General features: G+C 57.5%; 16 protein-coding genes, 1 tRNA gene and 1 pseudogene. 7 read left to right on the top strand and 11 right to left on the bottom strand.

What is annotated here, in order from left to right:
- Positions 1–271 precede the first annotated feature (271 nt).
- Positions 272–838 (bottom strand): annotated as a pseudogene (locus QD336_RS09200) (flagellin N-terminal helical domain-containing protein); the annotation flags it as partial.
- 232 nt (positions 839–1,070) lie between these two features.
- Complete coding sequence (locus QD336_RS09195; protein WP_142911797.1) at positions 1,071–1,718, bottom strand: hypothetical protein; 648 nt, start codon at positions 1,716–1,718, stop codon at positions 1,071–1,073.
- A gap of 273 nt (positions 1,719–1,991) precedes the next feature.
- Here QD336_RS09195 and QD336_RS09190 point away from each other — a divergent pair, with 273 nt between their 5' ends.
- The gene (locus tag QD336_RS09190) at positions 1,992–3,629 is read left to right on the top strand and encodes a recombinase family protein (RefSeq protein WP_142911796.1); all 1,638 of its coding nucleotides are present in this window, start codon (positions 1,992–1,994) and stop codon (positions 3,627–3,629) included.
- 110 nt (positions 3,630–3,739) lie between these two features.
- Here QD336_RS09190 and QD336_RS09185 read toward each other — a convergent pair whose 3' ends face one another.
- The 3 genes from QD336_RS09185 to QD336_RS09175 form a co-directional block, all read right to left on the bottom strand.
- Positions 3,740–4,687 carry a pentapeptide repeat-containing protein gene (locus QD336_RS09185; RefSeq protein ID WP_499170333.1) on the bottom strand — a complete coding sequence of 316 codons (948 nt, stop codon included), beginning with the start codon at positions 4,685–4,687 and terminating at the stop codon, positions 3,740–3,742.
- 70 nt (positions 4,688–4,757) lie between these two features.
- Entirely contained in the window at positions 4,758–6,221 is a 1,464-nt protein-coding gene (locus QD336_RS09180) for a tyrosine-type recombinase/integrase (RefSeq protein WP_142911794.1), read from the bottom strand.
- Positions 6,222–6,424: 203 nt separating this feature from the next.
- Positions 6,425–6,501, bottom strand: a tRNA-Arg gene (locus QD336_RS09175).
- A gap of 520 nt (positions 6,502–7,021) precedes the next feature.
- Here QD336_RS09175 and QD336_RS09170 point away from each other — a divergent pair.
- Both QD336_RS09170 and QD336_RS09165 read left to right on the top strand, forming a co-directional pair.
- Positions 7,022–7,528, top strand: a complete 507-nt coding sequence (locus QD336_RS09170; protein WP_269340363.1) for a MarR family winged helix-turn-helix transcriptional regulator — start codon at positions 7,022–7,024, stop codon at positions 7,526–7,528.
- 263 nt (positions 7,529–7,791) lie between these two features.
- A complete protein-coding gene (locus QD336_RS09165; RefSeq protein ID WP_499170332.1) occupies positions 7,792–8,055 on the top strand; it encodes a hypothetical protein in 264 nt (87 codons plus the stop codon).
- A 56-nt stretch (positions 8,056–8,111) separates the two neighbouring features.
- Here QD336_RS09165 and QD336_RS09160 read toward each other — a convergent pair whose 3' ends face one another.
- Together QD336_RS09160 and QD336_RS09155 are read right to left on the bottom strand one after the other, a co-directional pair.
- Positions 8,112–8,588, bottom strand: a complete 477-nt coding sequence (locus tag QD336_RS09160; RefSeq protein WP_499170331.1) for a hypothetical protein — start codon at positions 8,586–8,588, stop codon at positions 8,112–8,114.
- A 73-nt stretch (positions 8,589–8,661) separates the two neighbouring features.
- Entirely contained in the window at positions 8,662–9,666 is a 1,005-nt protein-coding gene (locus tag QD336_RS09155) for a LysR family transcriptional regulator (RefSeq protein ID WP_269340369.1), read from the bottom strand.
- Positions 9,667–9,921: 255 nt separating this feature from the next.
- Here QD336_RS09155 and chvE point away from each other — a divergent pair, with 255 nt between their 5' ends.
- The 4 genes from chvE (at position 9,922) to araD1 (ending at position 14,923) form a co-directional block, all read left to right on the top strand.
- Positions 9,922–10,986 carry a sugar ABC transporter substrate-binding protein ChvE gene (chvE, locus tag QD336_RS09150; protein ID WP_269340370.1) on the top strand — a complete coding sequence of 355 codons (1,065 nt, stop codon included), beginning with the start codon at positions 9,922–9,924 and terminating at the stop codon, positions 10,984–10,986.
- Positions 10,987–11,077: 91 nt separating this feature from the next.
- Positions 11,078–12,616, top strand: coding sequence for a sugar ABC transporter ATP-binding protein GguA (gene gguA, locus QD336_RS09145; RefSeq protein ID WP_269340372.1), 1,539 nt, complete (start codon positions 11,078–11,080; stop codon positions 12,614–12,616).
- Entirely contained in the window at positions 12,613–13,809 is a 1,197-nt protein-coding gene (gene gguB, locus QD336_RS09140) for a sugar ABC transporter permease GguB (RefSeq protein ID WP_400821304.1), read from the top strand. Before gguA ends, gguB begins: the two co-directional genes overlap by 4 nt.
- Before the next feature lie 118 nt (positions 13,810–13,927).
- Entirely contained in the window at positions 13,928–14,923 is a 996-nt protein-coding gene (araD1, locus tag QD336_RS09135; RefSeq protein WP_269340375.1) for a 2-keto-3-deoxy-L-arabinonate dehydratase AraD1, read from the top strand.
- Between the two features lie 202 nt (positions 14,924–15,125).
- Here araD1 and QD336_RS09130 read toward each other — a convergent pair whose 3' ends face one another.
- The 4 genes from QD336_RS09130 to QD336_RS09115 all read right to left on the bottom strand — a co-directional run bounded on the left by QD336_RS09130 (position 15,126) and on the right by QD336_RS09115 (position 17,424).
- Positions 15,126–15,761 carry a histidine phosphatase family protein gene (locus tag QD336_RS09130; RefSeq protein WP_499170328.1) on the bottom strand — a complete coding sequence of 212 codons (636 nt, stop codon included), beginning with the start codon at positions 15,759–15,761 and terminating at the stop codon, positions 15,126–15,128.
- Between the two features lie 23 nt (positions 15,762–15,784).
- Entirely contained in the window at positions 15,785–16,195 is a 411-nt protein-coding gene (locus QD336_RS09125; RefSeq protein ID WP_269340378.1) for a VOC family protein, read from the bottom strand.
- Between the two features lie 50 nt (positions 16,196–16,245).
- The gene (locus QD336_RS09120; RefSeq protein WP_499170327.1) at positions 16,246–16,710 is read right to left on the bottom strand and encodes a GNAT family N-acetyltransferase; all 465 of its coding nucleotides are present in this window, start codon (positions 16,708–16,710) and stop codon (positions 16,246–16,248) included.
- Between the two features lie 117 nt (positions 16,711–16,827).
- Positions 16,828–17,424, bottom strand: coding sequence for a class I SAM-dependent methyltransferase (locus tag QD336_RS09115; protein ID WP_499170326.1), 597 nt, complete (start codon positions 17,422–17,424; stop codon positions 16,828–16,830).

The raw sequence follows: 17,424 nt of genomic DNA, 5'->3' as shown, positions 1-17,424 counted from the left end.
CCTGCATCAAGACGCTATAGTAGTCGAATTCGTCATGGATCGTCCCGTCAGAACTGCTGAGCGCAGCATCGATCGTCGATTTGCCGATCGTGACGGCATGCGTATCCCCTACCGACAAAGCGCTGGCATCAATGGTGATGTCGAAGGTGATCTTGTCCGTGCCGGCCAGCGTGAGCGGCCCGGTCATCGCCCATCGCTGGTAGCCCCACGAGGCATGGGCGCTTAGATCGGGATTTCTGAACCCGCCGATATCCCCGAGCGACCGCGGGTCTTTCTGCAAGGCCCCGCCGCCGCCGACATTGAACAAGCTGATATCGGCAACGTCGATGTCCGTGGTGCCGACCCGTACCGAGCCATCAGCAGAGCGGATGAAGGATGACGTGATGCTCGTCGGCAGTGACGACAGTTCCCACAGGTTTTCCGGCGCGTCCGTGTTGAGCCAGTTGACCCCGTTGAAGCTGGCCGATGTGGCGATGGAAAGCAGTTGATCCTTGAGTTGGTCAAGCTCGGTCTGGATTTTACCCTTGTCCAAGCCGTCTTCTTTGGCAGCTACCAGCTTTGCCCGGAACTCGCTGAGAACATCAATCGTGCTTTCCATGCCTGCGTAAGCGACATCGACCTTTGCGGCACCAAGGCCCAAGGCGTCCGACACGGCGGAGAGCGCCATATTGTCCGAACGCATCGTCGTGGAGATCGACCAGTAGGCGGCATTGTCGGCTGCGGTTTGCACCCGCAATCCCGAACTCACCTGCCGTTGTGTGTTGGCCATGTTCGCGCCGATTGTTCGCAGCGTTTGCAGCGCGGCCATGGCTGCCATATTCGTCAAGATGCTGGTCATGGTAACCGTCCGAGCCCATGCGCTGGCTTGCAGTCCGCGTCAACGGTCTGCTTTGAGCCAGCAATGAAAGGACACTTCTACGGTTAACCACAAAGGGTGCCCGCTATAATGGCGGGACCGTCACCCTAAGAACGAGGCTACTCTTACCTCAGGGCTGCCCGACGGGAATCGAGCATTTTCATCAAAGTTATTGCATTAAAGAGAGTTAACAGGAAGTTAACGACGACGAAATCTACGGAGCGCTGATACTCGGGAGTTTCGGTATGACGCTCGAAACCAATTCGAACTCCGGCTCGAAGCCAGCGATAAGCTCCAAGAACCTTTTCTCGATTTCGTCTGCGTTGCGAATGTCGCCGACAGCGATGGAATTCTCCCGCAAGAACCGTGAATAGAGGCGCCCCTTGTCAGAGGCTCCGACCGGGAACTGAATTCGTTCCAAGCCTTTCGCAGATGCTGCCGCCCTGATCGCCTCGATAATCCCCTTTCGAACTTTATGGTCTGAAACAGGGCCAACTTCCGCATGCAGTTTGAGGTGCGCCGCCGTTCCGTCATTGCTGGCCCGTATCTCCACCCACGCGATTAGCGGATAGCCTGCCCACCAGTTTTCGCAGCCGGACCATGCGTCCTGGGTTTTATCCAGTTCTTCTCGCCACCGCGCAGGCAGAAAACTCACAAGGCTTTTCTCATGGCTTGAATATTTGAATTCGTGCTTGCCGATCCTGACTGTCTTCCCGCGCTCGGGCTTGTCGCCAAACAAACGAAAAACAGCGACTGCAAAACCCGAGTCGAGGCGATCTCTCTTGATGAGATCCAGCACTTTCTTTTGATCCCGAAAAAGCTGTTGGGCCAGATCGTGCGTTTCAGAGTGTCCTTTGCTCATGTCGGTAAGCGCGGCCTCCCGTCAGGCGTCTCTGCATCCGTCAGCCGAATTCGCGTCCCGTCAAGTGTTTTTGCACTCGGCAGAAAATTTACATCTTGTTAACCGAACGGGCCGCAGTAATCTCAATGTACAAAGCGGCGATTTGCGCCGTGTCTTCTCAACCTATTCCCGCAAGCCGAAGCATTACGCCGACTTAGCCGTTTACACCCCGATCGCCTCGCGCTCGAACCTCTCCGCCTCTGGTGTTAGCGGTCCGACGCAAAGGAGGCGGTCATGCAGGACGATTTTCCCGGCAATCAACATTCATCGGGTCCGGTGCGGGCCTATTCCTATGTGCGTATGAGCACTCGTAAGCAGCTTCGCGGGGATAGCTTGCGTCGGCAGCTTGAGCGCTCGAAGGCGTTTGCGGACGAACACTCTCTGCTTCTGGACGACAGCTTGCAGGACTTGGGTGTCAGCGCGTGGAGGGGCAGAAATTTCAGGACCGGCGCGCTCGGTCGGTTCCTCGCGATGGTCGAGAGCGGGCAAATCCCCAAAGGCAGCTACCTGCTGATCGAAAGCCTCGACCGGCTATCAAGAGAAGCGGTACCGGATGCGCTGACGCTGTTTATGGCGATTATCAATGCGGGTATCGTCATCGTGACACTCGGCGAGGACCGGCAGATTTACAGTCGCGACCGGCTTAATGGGGATTGGACCAAGCTGATCATCGGGCTTGCGGTGATGTCGCGCGGTCATGAGGAAAGCCAGACGAAGAGCGAGCGTATCAGCGCGGTCGCCAAGCGCAAACGGGAACAGGCCCGCGAAGGTAAGGGCCATATCACTAGCATCACACCCGCATGGATAGATGCTAAACGGATCGACGTGAACCGATACGAGTTCACGCTGAACCATCACGCGGAGACGGTGAGGGTAATCTACGAGATGGCAACGCGCGGGCTCGGCTCGACGGTGATCGCACGTAAACTCAATGCGGATGGCGTTCCGGCCTTCAAGAGCAAGGACGGCTGGTATCAGAGCATCATCAAGGCGCTGCTTTCACGGCCTGATGTTATCGGCACGTTCCAGCCGCATCGCATACAGGACAGCAAGCGAGTGCCGGATGGCGACGCAATCGAGAACTATTTCCCCGCCGCCATCGACAAGGACTTGTTCCTGCGCGTGCAGGCCATGCGCAGGAACCCCGGCAGACCGGGGCGCAAAGGCGACACGTTCGCTAATCTGCTCACTGGCCTGTGCCACTGCGCCCATTGCGGCGGACCGATGACGATGAAAATGAGCCGGATCAGAGGTAACGAAAACGGGCGCTATCTCGTATGTGCAAACTATGTGCGCGGGCATCGCTGTATCGAGGGCAATAGGCATTTCCGCTACGAGCCGTTGGAGGCAGTCATCCTCGATCATGTGAAGGAGATCAATCTGGCGGAAGTGTTGCAAGCGGCACGGTTCGCCACCGTTCTTGATGCAATCGACGAGACCATTGCCGCGCTGACACTGCAACTGGAAGGACTGCGCAAAAAAGAACAGCGGCTCGCGTTAGCCATTGAGGACGACAGTCTGCCGCCGGACGCCATTATCGATCTGCTCAAGGCGAGGCAGAGCGAACGCCTTGCCGTCGAGGCCGAGCTACGGCACCACCAGGCAGAACGTCAGCGCCAGTCAATCCGGCACGACAACCCCACCAACATGGGCGATCGCATCGCCAAGCTGCGAGTGGCGTGGGAACAAGCGGAAGGAGCCACACGCTACGAACTGCGCTCCGAAGCTCACGCCGCGATCCGGGAGCTTATCACCGAGATCAGTTTCGACAGCACCAGCCATTCGGCGGGCGTCGTCGTCGAAAACGGCGTGTCCGCCTACAGGGTCAAAGACGGACAGATCAGCGGGCTGTTCCGGGTATTTGCGGCGTGAACATCTGGAAATCGGTGGGCGTCCCCATGCGAAAAGTTCGCTCGAACGAACTTTTCCGCCTGAATATCGGGAATGCCGCAGAGAGCCCGGATTAAGCAATCCAACCAACGTCAATCGTTCTTCGCTCTTTTCGACATTGCGAGAACTGCGTTCTTCGTCTTCTCGTCGTCAAAGAGGCAAGTCTCCAGTCCTTTTGCTCCCGCGAAATCGCAATTCAGGACGTTGATCGCGTCTCGGAAATCCGCGTTCTTAAACGTCGCATCGACAAATGACGTTCCTTCCAGATCTGCTTGGAAGAAGGGCGGATAATATGTCTGCTGAAAGGCTGGTGGCTCTTGGTCATCGTGCCAGACCCCCAATTCGTCGGGGTGCTCAGTTGTCCATTCCAAATGGGCGCCTTTGAAAACTGCCCCCGACAAATCGGCGTAGTCGAAGTTGCAGTCCTTCAGCTCCGCAAACACAAAGTTCGTGCCGAATCCAGCGAAGGGGTTGAACTTGGAAAAGATGACTTCGCGACAATCGACGGAAGCAAGATCGACCCTCAACAGCTTCATCCTGCCGCGGCTACCCGAACCCCAATCCCCATCATAAAACGTGGCACCCCTGATGCTCTTGATGTCGTGGCGCGGAAAAGAGAAGTCCGATATTTCCATACCGGAAAAGTCAATGCTCGTTATGCCAAGTCGATTTATTCTGCGGACAGCTCCCCCAATGCGGAGCTTTCCTTCCTCGGTGTCCCATTTCTTGTAGTCGTCGATAATCTCCTGCTGCCGTTGGCGTTCCTGTCTACGCTCCAGTCTGCGCACAAAGGACGCAACAAAGATGCCGAATACAAAGACATCAAACAGCATCCCATTGAACTCAACGAAAACGCCTGGGAGAAAGTCATCACGCCAACTCGGCTTCACAGCGTACAGCACGGCGACGACAGTAATTCCGACCGCCAAGATTCCCCAGGAGAGGAGGATTATGGGGTCTTCAAGCTCACGCTTCCACCAAAGCCGAATTCGAGATGCCACGCTTTTCATCCGGCGAGTGATTGATCGCATCCGCTTCATAGGCAGTTCCTCCAGACTTCGCAGCGGCCCTCGGGCCGCGCCGCAGAAGCCATCAGCCGCAAGGCTCAGCCTATCCGGCTCGTTTCGTTGTATACTGCTTTACGATTTGTTGCTCCGTGGACCCGTCCTTGCTGCCCCGCTTGAGTTCCTCGATGCGCTTTTCGAGAAGCTTGATTTCAGCGTAGGCATCGTCATCCAATAGGACAGGCTCATTGGCATAGTCCTCTTGTCCGGGCCGGAGGAAGTCCTTGATCTGCTCGGTATTAACCTGCGCATAGTGCTTGTCGATCATCGCAAGCGATGTACGGGTATTGCGGGCAACGTGGTGGACAGAGACGTTGTTGGCGAGCATCTGCGAGATGTAGAAGTGCCGGAACGAGTAAGAGGTGCGACGAACGCCGCGATTGTCCTTTTCCAAGCCAGCCGCGATCAGAAGCGCATTCAGGCTCCTCTTGAATGATAGGATGCGATTGCCTCTCTCGTCCGCGAAGACTGGATCGCCATCTTGAGGTTCGCGTCCCATATCGTTGACGAACAGGTCCCAAAGCATGCCGAGAGCCGACAGCGCACCGTAAAGCGGTACGGCGTTGCCGTGCTTGCTCTTGCCGTGAACCGCCAAGCGAGCATCTTGTTGGTAAAGTGGTAGGTGCCGTGTTTCCCGGAAAAGCGAGATGTCCCCCCAGGTCAGATTTTTTGCCTCTGTTGGTCGGAGGCCGGAATTAGCCATGAGTTCGATATAAGCGTGCAGCCGAACACGATCCGCGCGAATGCCTTCTGTGACAGCTTTTTGTGTCCAGACACGGCCATCCTTCGCCTTGATGACCTTGAGTTTCGCATGATGCTCGTTAATCCGCTCGATGCTTTTGGCGATCAGCTTCTCGTATTCCTCCGGTTTGAATCCGGGACGGCGATTGTCGGGCCTTTTCTTCGCTTCGACAGTTGGCAACTCCAAAGGCTTACAATAGCCCCATCGTGATGCCTGACGGAAAAGCTCGCGGATGATGACCATTTCGCCTTTCATGGTTGCCAAAGCAGCGACTTTGCGCGGGGCAGCGCGGGAGAAGACGCGACCGTCTTCCCGCTCGCATCGGATTTTCTCGATCTTTGATCCCGGCCCCGTTGTCCAATAGGTCTTTCGCCATTCCAGATAACGTTCGACATCCGCAGTCGTGATGAGGTCGATTGCCTTATCCCCGAAATAGGCGACAGGAAAACGCCGGATGATCGGAGGCCAAAAGGTCGGGTGATATTGGCTGCGTTCGTCACGCTCCGCTTCCGCACAGACCTTTTCGATAAACTCCTCGGCGACCTCATTGAAAGCATGCTGGACCAGCGATAGGCCCTGCTTGTGCCGATACTTCTGCTCGTGATAAATCTCGTTCGCCCGCTGTAGCGCGGCATCGTAGTCGGCAATGCCGAGCGATTTCTTGATCTGCCTGCCGCCTAGCGAATAGCGCATGGACCAGTTTCGGGTGCCTTCACGCTGGAAAAGTGTGAAGGGGGCGTTTGTCGGTTCGGCGGTGCGCTGCAACATAACCTGGGCTCCAATGGAGTTACTTCGGTCGGAGCACTGCGCTGGAACTGCGCTAGCTCCGAGACCGAGCCCGGAAACGCTACATTGAAATCATTGAGAAATTCCGAAGGATATGCGCTACTGAGCTAGGACTGAGCTAGCTTATTTCCAGCGCGTGCGAGGACAAGCAAAAACTGATAAATCAACAAAATCAAGTAGTTCAGTGGCGCACCCGGCAGGATTCGAACCTGCGACCTTTGGAATCGGAATCCAACACTCTATCCAGCTGAGCTACGGGTGCAGCGGTCACGCTTGAATCGCGTGCAGCGGTTGGTTCATACCCCAGCTTTCTTTCCGCATCAATGTCTAAAAATCAAAGATTTGCGAAACCTTGCCTGTTTTCGGGCGGGTAAGGGTTGTGGCCTGTTGCAGGCGGTGGCCGCGGGCTTTTTATCGTGTCGGGGGCGATACGGTGTTTGACGTATTGCTTTTTGCCGAAATAGGCTTTCCCTTATAAGTAGTATGTTATTGCCGGTTCCGGCCGCTGTTTCGCTCCCTTTGCAAAGAGGCGGCCGCATTGTCGCAAAACCCTTTGCAGCAAGGTGCAGGAAGCGGCCCTATCGCGTTAAAATTGGCGGGTAAATAGTCATACTTTTTTCGTTGATCAGGCACTGATCTGAACAGTGTGTTTGGTCTTCCGGCGATTAACTGTCAAATTATTATACAATATTAGTATCATCTACATTTATTTGGGATACAGTTTCGTGACGTTGTCGGTTATGATTTCGGCAAGGTAAGGAACGAATCAGGCGGGGGATCGGATGGCTTTGCGACTGGCACATAGCAACGGGCCGCGAACGGAAAAGGCCGAAAACGGCGGCGCCGAAGCGGCGCCTGTTGTGGCGATCGACTATGGGTTGCTGACGACGGCGATCAGCTATCACCTGCGGCACTCGCAACTTGCCGTGGCAAACGGTTTTGCCGATGTGCTGGCGGAGCGGGGATTGCGGCCGGCGGATTTTTCCGTTCTCGTCATTGTCGGCGGCAATTCAGGCCTTAAACAGAGCGATGTGGCCGAAGCGCTCGGCATACAGCGCGCCAATTTTGTCGCGATTGTCGACAGCATGGAAGAGAAGGGGCTGCTTGTCCGCCGCAGATCGGAAGAGGACCGGCGTGTCCATTTCCTCGACATGACGGACGAGGGCAGCCGGCTTCTCGAGCGTCTTTCCGATGCATGGCGCGACCGCGAGGAAAAGCTGATCGACAGGATCGGCGGCAAAAAAGCCCGCGACCAGTTGCTGGCGCTGCTTGGACGTCTGCGCGACTGATATCCCGATATCCCGCTGCGGATGCGTGACCCGCGGCCGGGCTCTCCTGAAACTCGCAGGGTGTGGCGAGGCGGCCTGGCCTTCGGCCGCAGCGGCGTTCAGTGTCTTCCCGGGGGAGGACCTCCATGACAGCATGATGCCTTGCGGGCCGATTTGCGTTGCAATTTGCCTGCGAAACCGTCAAGACGCATAGTCTGTTCGCAGCTTGCGGCCTATGCGCCGCACCAATGTGACGGACCGGAAAGGCCAAAGTCGGGAACGCCATGCTGAATATCGATACGAGTCATCCGCTTTATCGCCCCCTGTGGGTCCGGTTGCTCATTGTCGGCCTTTGCACCGCATGGGCCGTCATCGAATTCGTCAATCGTGAGTTTTTCTGGGGCACCCTCGTCGGCGGCATCGCCGCCTATGCGGCCTATGAATTGCTGCTGAAGTTCAAGCCGGCCAGCAATGACGCCGCAGGCAACGATGGCGGAGATGAACCTGCCGCCGAAAACCCGCCCGCTGATAAAAACGATGCGGGCTGAAGCGCGCCCTTATCTTTTGTTTTATGTTCGTCCCGGCCCAGGCTGATTGCGCATATTCAGCGGAAGTGCTCCCGGGTCCGAAGCATGCGGAGCGCCTGGTCGATCAGGAGATTGGCCGCCGTCATGCGCAGCGTCGCATTGTGCCGGAATGGCGGCTGCACCCGGTCGGGATGATTGCGGCGGGCGAAGGCGCGGCGCTTTTCCGCAAGCGTTGCGGCGGTATCGTTTTCCTGGATCGCAAGCTCGGCTGAAACATCGGCAAGCGAGGTTTTTTCGAGATGGGCCGGCATCGGCTCCGGCTCGGGCTCCGCTTGAGGTTCTGGCAGTGGGGCGGGATCGGGTAAAAAGGCGAGATAGGCATCGAGATTGCCGTTCGCCGGGGGCGGGGTCTCGATATGCGTATCGAGGACGAAACCCGAGCTGAAACCGGCAATGCGGTGACCGGCGGGCGGCGGCGGTTCCGCGCCTTCCTCTTCTTTTTCCTGTTTCAGTCTTTCGACGACCGACTGGAAGACGGATTGTCCGAAGAGCATGCGGCTGTTCCCTGCGCCGGCCTCAATGATCCGGCTTTTATAGAGGCTGAAGTTGGTGTCGGGCTTGCCGACGTTACGTGTTGGTCAACTTGCGGCTTTCATCCAGCACCAGATCGTAAAGCAGGCGGGCGCTGGGCGGCAGAACCCGGCCCTTGGTGGTGATGATGCTGTAAGGCTTGACCACGAGTTCGAAATCCGTCGGCAAAATGCGGGTTCGGCCGATATCCGCCTGCTGGCCGGCGACGAATTCGGCCATATCCTGCGCAATTGGCGCAATCGCATTCGTGTTGCAGACGAGGGCAAGGGTCAGCACCACGGATGGCGTGTTGATGACGTTGCGCGGCATGGCGACGCCATGGGTAAGGAACACATCCTCCATGGTTCTGCGCAAAAGCGCGCCGGGCGGCTGGAAAACCCAGTCGTAACCGGATAGATCCTGCAATGTCACGGGCTCGCCGCGCAGCAGCGGGTGGCCTTCACGCACCACCAGACAGGCGCGCTCTATGCCGATTTCGTGGATGGAGAAGAGGCCGGGATCGAAATCATCGGGAATGCGGCCGATGATGAAATCGTGCCGCGCCGCCAGCAGTTCGCGCGCCAGCACGTTGCTGCTTTCCACCTGCACGTTGATTTCGATGCCGGGATAGGTGTCCATGGCGCGCCTGATGGCGGGAACGACGAGGCTGATCGCAGGCGCGGTGACGGCGCCGATATAGACCGAGCCGCCGCTGCCGGATTTCATCTGGTTCAGTTCGCGGCTCGCCTCGCGCAGTTCCAGCAATATGGTGCGGGCCCGACGCGCCAGCGCCTCGCCGAATTTCGTCAGCACCACGCCGCGCGAAGCCCTTTGACAGAGCGGGCTTTTGACAATTGCTTCCATTTCCGCGAGCATTCGCGAGGCCGCCGGCTGCGTCATGTTCATTGCGGCCGCTGCCGCGCTGACCTGTCCGTGCTCCTCGATCATGACCAGCATGCGCAGGTGGCTCATCTTCAATCCGGCCCGCAGCAAAGGGTTGTCCTCAAAGACGAAAAGAGCCTCTGTTGTTTGCGCCTGCTCATACACTTTTTGGTTGTTCATGCGTTGTCTCATACCCCTCATCGGTTATTGTATCGATTTAATATATCATAATTGATATATGGAAACCGATATATTCTATTTGACAGTTATATGGATTCAGAACAATTTGCGGAATGCCGGGGAGGAGCGGCAGCTGTTCCATTTCGCAATTGCGAAATCGGAGTAAGCGCAATGCGGCTTCTTCCTCTGACGGCATGAATTTCATGGTGCACCGCAGCATGCGGGCTCCAGAGAAGGACTCAAGGGAGAGAGTTAATGAAGTCCATTATTTCGCTGATGGCAGCTTGTGCCATCGGTGCTGCTTCTTTCGCAGTGCCGGCTTTCGCACAGGACAAGGGTTCCGTCGGTATCGCGATGCCGACCAAGTCGTCCGCACGCTGGATCGACGACGGCAACAACATCGTGAAGCAGCTGCAGGAAGCCGGTTACAAGACCGACCTGCAATATGCTGACGACGATATTCCGAACCAGCTTTCCCAGATCGAAAACATGGTCACCAAGGGCGTCAAGGTCCTCGTGATCGCGTCGATCGACGGCACCACGCTGTCTGACGTTCTGAAGCAGGCCGGCGAGCAGGGCATCAAGGTCATCGCTTATGACCGCCTGATCCGCAACAGCGGCGACGTCAGCTACTACGCGACCTTCGACAACTTCCAGGTTGGCGTTCTGCAGGCAACTTCGATCGTCGACAAGCTTGGCCTGAAGGACGGCAAGGGTCCGTTCAACATCGAGCTGTTCGGCGGTTCTCCGGACGACAACAACGCCTTCTTCTTCTATGACGGCGCAATGTCTGTCCTGAAGCCTTACATCGACAGCGGCAAGCTGGTCGTGAAGTCCGGCCAGATGGGCATGGACAAGGTCGGTACGCTGCGTTGGGATCCGGCAACGGCCCAGGCCCGCATGGACAACCTTCTGTCCGCTTACTACACCGACGCCAAGGTTGACGCGGTTCTGTCGCCTTACGACGGTCTTTCCATCGGCATCATCTCCTCGCTGAAGGGCGTTGGTTATGGCACGAAGGACCAGCCGCTGCCGGTCGTTTCCGGTCAGGACGCTGAAGTTCCTTCCGTCAAGTCGATCATTGCTGGCGAGCAGTACTCCACCATCTTCAAGGACACCCGCGAACTCGCCAAGGTGACCGTGAACATGGTCAACGCTGTCATGGAAGGCAAGGAGCCGGAAGTGAACGACACCAAGACCTATGAAAATGGCGTCAAGGTTGTTCCGTCCTACCTGCTGAAGCCGGTTGCCGTCACCAAGGAGAACTACAAGCAGGTTCTCGTCGACGGTGGTTACTACAAGGAAGACCAGCTGAAATAAGCTGCAAGACACATGCGGGGATGGCTTGGCGTCATCCCCGTTTTTCCATAAAAATAAAAACGCCGGAATTAATCGGGCGCTGGATTACGATATGGCCAATACCATTCTCGAAATGCGGAACATCACCAAGACGTTTCCGGGCGTGAAAGCGCTTGAGAACGTCAACCTCAAAGTGAAGGAAGGTGAGATCCACGCACTCGTCGGTGAGAACGGCGCGGGAAAGTCGACCTTGATGAAGGTCCTTTCCGGTGTTTACCCCGCCGGCACCTATGAGGGCGAAATCCACTATGAAGGCGCAGTGCGGAATTTTCGCGCCATCAACGACAGTGAAGATATTGGTATCATTATCATTCACCAGGAGCTGGCGCTGGTGCCGCTTCTGTCGATTGCGGAAAACATCTTCCTTGGTAACGAGGTTGCTTCGAACGGCGTCATCAGCTGGCAGCAGACCTTCAACCGTACCCGCGAACTTCTAAAGAAGGTGGGTCTGAAGGAATCGCCCGAGACGCTGATCACCGATATCGGCGTGGGCAAGCAGCAGCTGGTCGAAATCGCCAAGGCGCTGTCGAAGAGCGTGAAGCTGCTCATCCTCGATGAGCCGACGGCTTCGCTCAACGAAAGCGATTCCGAGGCGCTGCTCAACCTGTTGATGGAATTCCGCAATCAGGGTATGACGTCGATCATCATCACCCACAAGCTGAACGAAGTGCGCAAGGTGGCCGACCAGATCACCGTGCTGCGCGACGGCATGACGGTGAAGACGCTCGACTGTCACCAGGAAGAAATCAGCGAGGATGTCATCATCCGCAACATGGTGGGACGCGATCTCGAAGATCGTTATCCGCCGCGCGATGTGCCGATCGGCGAGACCATTCTCGAAGTCAAGAACTGGAACGCCTATCACCAGCAGCATCGCGACCGCCAGGTCCTGCACGATATCAACGTCACCGTGCGCAAGGGCGAAGTCGTCGGCATTGCCGGTCTGATGGGGGCAGGGCGCACCGAATTCGCCATGAGCGTGTTCGGCAAGTCCTACGGCCACAGGATCAGCGGCGAAGTGCTGATCGACGGCAAGCCCGTTGACGTCAGCACCGTGCGCAAGGCGATCGATGCCGGGCTTGCCTATGTCACGGAAGATCGCAAGCATCTCGGTCTCGTGCTCAACGACAACATCCTGCACAATACCACGCTCGCCAATCTGGCCGGCGTATCGAATGCCAGCATCATCGACGACATCAAGGAAATGAAGGTGGCGAGCGATTTCCGCACGCGTCTTCGCATCCGGTCGTCGGGCATCTTCCAGGAAACGGTCAATCTTTCGGGCGGCAACCAGCAGAAGGTTGTGCTCTCCAAATGGCTGTTCTCCAATCCCGACGTGCTGATCCTCGACGAACCGACCCGCGGTATCGATGTCGGCGCGAAATATGAAATCTACACCATCATCAACCAGCTCGCTGCCGATGGTAAAGGCGTTCTGATGATCTCATCGGAAATGCCCGAACTGCTCGGCAATTGCGACCGCATCTACGTCATGAACGAAGGCCGCATCGTCGCTGAATTGCCGAAGGGAGAGGCGAGCCAGGAAAGCATCATGCGCGCTATCATGCGCTCAGGGGAGAAGAACTCATGAGTTCGGCAAACACAACAAACGAAGAAAGTAACGTCGTCTCGATCTCGTCCTATATTCGCGCCAATATCCGCGAATACGGCATGCTGATCGCGCTCGTCGCCATCATGGTTTTCTTCCAGTTCTACACCGGCGGCATCCTGTTCCGCCCTGTGAACCTGACCAACCTCATCCTGCAGAACTCGTTCATCGTCATCATGGCGCTGGGTATGCTGCTCGTCATCGTCGCCGGGCATATCGACCTTTCGGTCGGCTCCATCGTCGCCTTCGTCGGCGCGATCGCGGCGATATTGACCGTGCAATGGGGCATGAACCCGTTCCTGGCGGCGCTGATTTGTCTCGTCATCGGCGGCATCATCGGTGCGGCCCAGGGTTACTGGATCGCCTATCACCGCATTCCGTCCTTCATCGTGACGCTGGCGGGCATGCTGGTGTTCCGCGGCCTGACGCTTTTCGTGCTCGGCGGCAAGAACATCGGTCCTTTCCCGACCGATTTCCAGATCATCAGCACTGGCTTCCTGCCTGATATCGGCGGCATTGAAGGCCTGAACACGACGTCGATGATCCTGACGTTGCTGATTACGGTTGTGCTGTTCTATCTCGCATGGCGCCGTCGCGTCGTGAACGTGAAGCACGGCATCGACGTGGAGCCGTTCGGTTTCTTCATTGTGCAGAATCTGCTGATCTCCGGCGCTATCCTGTTCCTCGGTTACCAGCTGTCCACCTATCGCGGCCTGCCGAACGTGCTGATCGTGATGCTGGTGCTGATCGCGCTTTACAGCTTCGTGACGCGCCGCACGACCATCGGTCGCCGTGTCTACGCCATGGGCGGCAATGAGAAGGCGACCAAGCTTTCGGGTATCAACACCGAACGCCTGAGCTTCCTCACCTTCGTCAACATGGGCGTGCTGGCCGGTCTTGCCGGCATGATCATCGCGACCCGCCTGAACTCGGCGACGCCGAAGGCCGGCGTGGGCTTCGAACTCGACGTTATCGCGGCCTGCTTCATCGGCGGTGCTTCGGCATCCGGCGGCGTTGGCAAGATCACCGGTGCGGTCATCGGCGCCTTCATCATGGGTGTCATGAACAACGGCATGTCGATCGTCGGCCTCGGCATCGATTTCCAGCAGATGGTCAAGGGCCTCGTGCTGCTCGCCGCCGTGTTCTTCGACGTTTACAACAAGAACAAGGGCTGATCGGCCCATCCCTATCGCAGTCAAAAAAGTGGCCGGTTTCCGGCCACTTTCATAAGATGCAGGCGTTATGCGCCGAAGAGAAGAGACAAGGCGCGTTGCGCCGGAGGAAGGAAATCCCGTGCTCATTTCACAGATCAAAGATGCCAGTGGCAACATCACCGTAGCGGTTCGCGAAGAAGGCGGGCAGGCGCGCGCCGTCAAGGGTGCGGCCTCGGTTTATGCACTCGCCATGGAAGCCGCCAATGGCGGTAAGAGCCTTGCCGATGTCATTTCCGCCCATGGTCTGGGCGATGCCGTCGATCTCGAAAAGGCCTATGCCGAAGGCCGCTTCCTGCCGCCGATCACCCATCCCGATCCGGCGCATCTGCATCTGACCGGCACGGGCCTCACCCATCTCGGTTCGGCCGCGACGCGTGACAGCATGCACAAGAAGACCACGGAAGCGGCAGAAGAAAGCCTGACGGATTCCATGAAGATGTTCCGCATGGGTCTCGAAAACGGCAAGCCGAAGGCTGGCGAAAAGGGCGTGCAGCCCGAGTGGTTCTACAAGGGCAACGGCCATGTGGCGGCAGCGCCGGGTGCGGCACTCACCTCGCCCTCCTTCGCGCTTGATGGCGGCGAAGAACCGGAAATGGCCGGTATCTACGTGATCTCCGACAAGGGTGAAGCGGTTCGCATCGGCTTTGCCGTCTCGAACGAGTTTTCCGATCACGTCACCGAGCGGATCAACTATCTCTATCTCGCCCATTCCAAGCTCCGTCCGGCAAGCTTCGGCCCGGAAATCCGCGTCGGCGCCCCGCCGTCGGATATTCGCGGCACATCGCGCATTCGCCGCGGCGACAAGGTCATCTTCGAAAAGCCGTTCGTTTCGGGTGAGGACAACATGTCCCACACCTTCGCGAACCTCGAATATCACCACTTCAAATATGGCCTGTTCCGCGCGCCGGGCGACGTGCATGTGCACATGTTCGGCACGGCGACGCTCTCCTTCGCGGAAGGCATCAAGCCGGAAGCGGGCGACGTGTTCGAGATCGAGGCCGCCGGTTTCGGCCTGCCGCTGAAGAACCCGCTTGCCGTGGATGCGGAAGAAGAGATCACCGTTCGCCAGATCTGATCTGCGGACTGCGCGTGAAAAATGGTCGGGGGAGGGGCCCTCCCTCGACGTCATCCTCGGGTTTGTCCCGAGGATTTGCAGTCGATTGATTTTACGCTACGTAGTTGGATCCCCGGGACAAGCCCGAGGATGACGCGAGATGATAGCTCTTTCATCCCATTATCCCTTTGTGCGTCGAGCAACTTTCAACCACATGCCTTACTTAGACCCCGCAGCTTGTCTTCAGGTGGGAAACACCCGCCAAAGCGATAACGGAGCGACTTTGCCAGTAATCATCCTGTCTTAGGTGGGTAATGCTTCCGGACCCTGCCGGAAAGCTGACATAGCCGGCGGTTTCTATTGGCATCTTGATCCATGCTGCGATGACGAAAGTAAGAGCGAAGCCGTGGGTAACGACGACCTGCGTGGGGCATGGCCGCGAAATAATGGTGTTTACAGAGCGATACACTCTTTCCGCCACCTCACGTCTCGTTTCGCCATCGGCGATTCCGCCGCGGTGATCCATCCTGTTATGATCAGGAGCGGGGATTTGACGGGCGTCGAGCCATTCCTGTGGCATACCGCCAGCCGAGCCGTAGCTGATTTCCCGCAGGTCACTTGTAGTTTCAAATGGGCGCTTGAGATGTTCAGCAAGGATTGCCGCAGTCTGGGAGGCCCGGAGAAGATCGGAACTGAAGATTTCGACTGATGCGCTGCCGATCAAGCTCATAAGCTTGGCAGCTGTCGCTTCCGCATCGACCCTGCCTTTGGGTGTCAGCTCGGTGTCATACCAGCCCCCGACCTTGTTCTCGACATGGTGGATGGACTGAGTGTGCGTGACGACAAAAATGTTCTTCATAGCGCTTCTTCCGCGTGTTGGACTTACTCCAACCCCCACAGCTTGCCTTCCCCGACCTCCACCGAATTACCCGCGGGATCGCGGATATAGACGGAATAGCTGTCATTCGGCCAGCGGTGATAATGTTCGACGGGAATTCCGAGTTCTTCGAAACGGGCCTTCCAGCCGTCCACCTCTGACCTGTCTTTTGCATAAAAGCAGAAATGACCTTGTCCGACCGCGCCGTGGCGGGGGATCGGATTGACGGGGTCGGCCCTGCGGGATTGCTGCGGATCGAAGATCAGCAGCATCTGCTGCCCGCATCTGAGGAAGATGAATTGCCCCGGCAGCCTGCGCACCACGTCCAGCCCGAAGACATCCCGGTAAAAGGCTTCGGCGGCATCAAGATCATCCACGTAGATTGCGGTTTCCATTATGGCGGCTGGCGGTCGCATGGTTCCTCCCGGCGGTTCAGGAATTTCCGGCGGCGGAACGCCTCGGAAACCTATGTCTTTGTTGTGTAGGTCAGCACCGTCAGATCATGTTTGCCGACGCCGCGCTCGAGAATGGTCCAGCCGCAGTTGGTATAACACGTTTCCAGATCGCGCTGGCAGCAGAGATAGCTGGTCTCATGTCCAAGCTCGGCGGCCCTTTGTGTCGCAGCCTGCATCAGGGCGCGCGCAACGCCCGCGCGCCGGCGGTCTTCCTCCACCCACAATGCCGCGACCCAGGGCAGATATTGCGGGCGTTCTTCGAGATCGCAATGGATGAGGAAGGCGGAGCCGACATAAGCGTCGCCATCATGGGCAACAAAACCCGTGGGCAGCTTGTGGGGATTGGTCATGTCCTTCAGGTGTTCGGCGACATCACCGACCTGAAGGCCGCTATCCTGCCACCATGCCGTCCAGACACGCTCCGCGATGAGAGGACCATGGGTCTGGCAGTCGCGATAGTCGGAAATGCTGTACAAAACCCTCTCCCGACCGGCCTGCCAAGAGAGGATCGAGGCCGGAGCATGCATTCAAATCGATGCCGCGATTTAAACGGTCGAGGCGTGCTTTCGCAACCGCTAACTTATCGCACCGGTTCAGGGTTTCGTGGCCGTCACATGCAGCCAGTCGGTGGGAAGATTGTCGTAACCGCTGCCATGCCGGGCCTCGATCTCCACGCCGGACCAGTCGAATTGCCCGTAGGCATGTTCAAGCCAGGCTCTGGAAGGATAATTGTAATAACGGCCGAACATGTCGCGCCCTTCCGCTTCTCCGGCCTTGAAGCTCGCATAAAAAACGCCACCCGGTTTCAGCGCGGCATGGATGCGGCCGATGATGCCCGAGAGAGCAGGGCGTGGCACATGCAGCAGGCAGGCATTGGCCCAGACGCCGTCATAAAGCGCGGTCTCTTCGATATCCTCGAACAGCAATGTGCGGACGTGAATGCCAAGCCGTGCTTCAGCCGCCTTTGCGATCTCCGGTGTTCCATCGGTGGGATGAACATCGAAACCGGCGGCCAGCATATATTCGCTGTCCTGCCCGCCGCCGCATCCCAGTTCGAGAATGCTCGCGCCTTCTTGCAGCCGCGTCAGGAATGTTTCCAGATGCGGGCGGTCGGGATCCTGCCCCCGTGACGTATAGGCCATGGCATTGCCGGTATAAAAGCCGATCGTCTCGTTGTCCTTACCGGTCAT

The organism is Rhizobium sp. BR 250, from assembly GCF_047445855.1.
Classification (GTDB): domain Bacteria; phylum Pseudomonadota; class Alphaproteobacteria; order Rhizobiales; family Rhizobiaceae; genus Agrobacterium; species Agrobacterium tumefaciens_I.
This window is presented reverse-complemented; position numbering and strand designations above follow the sequence as displayed.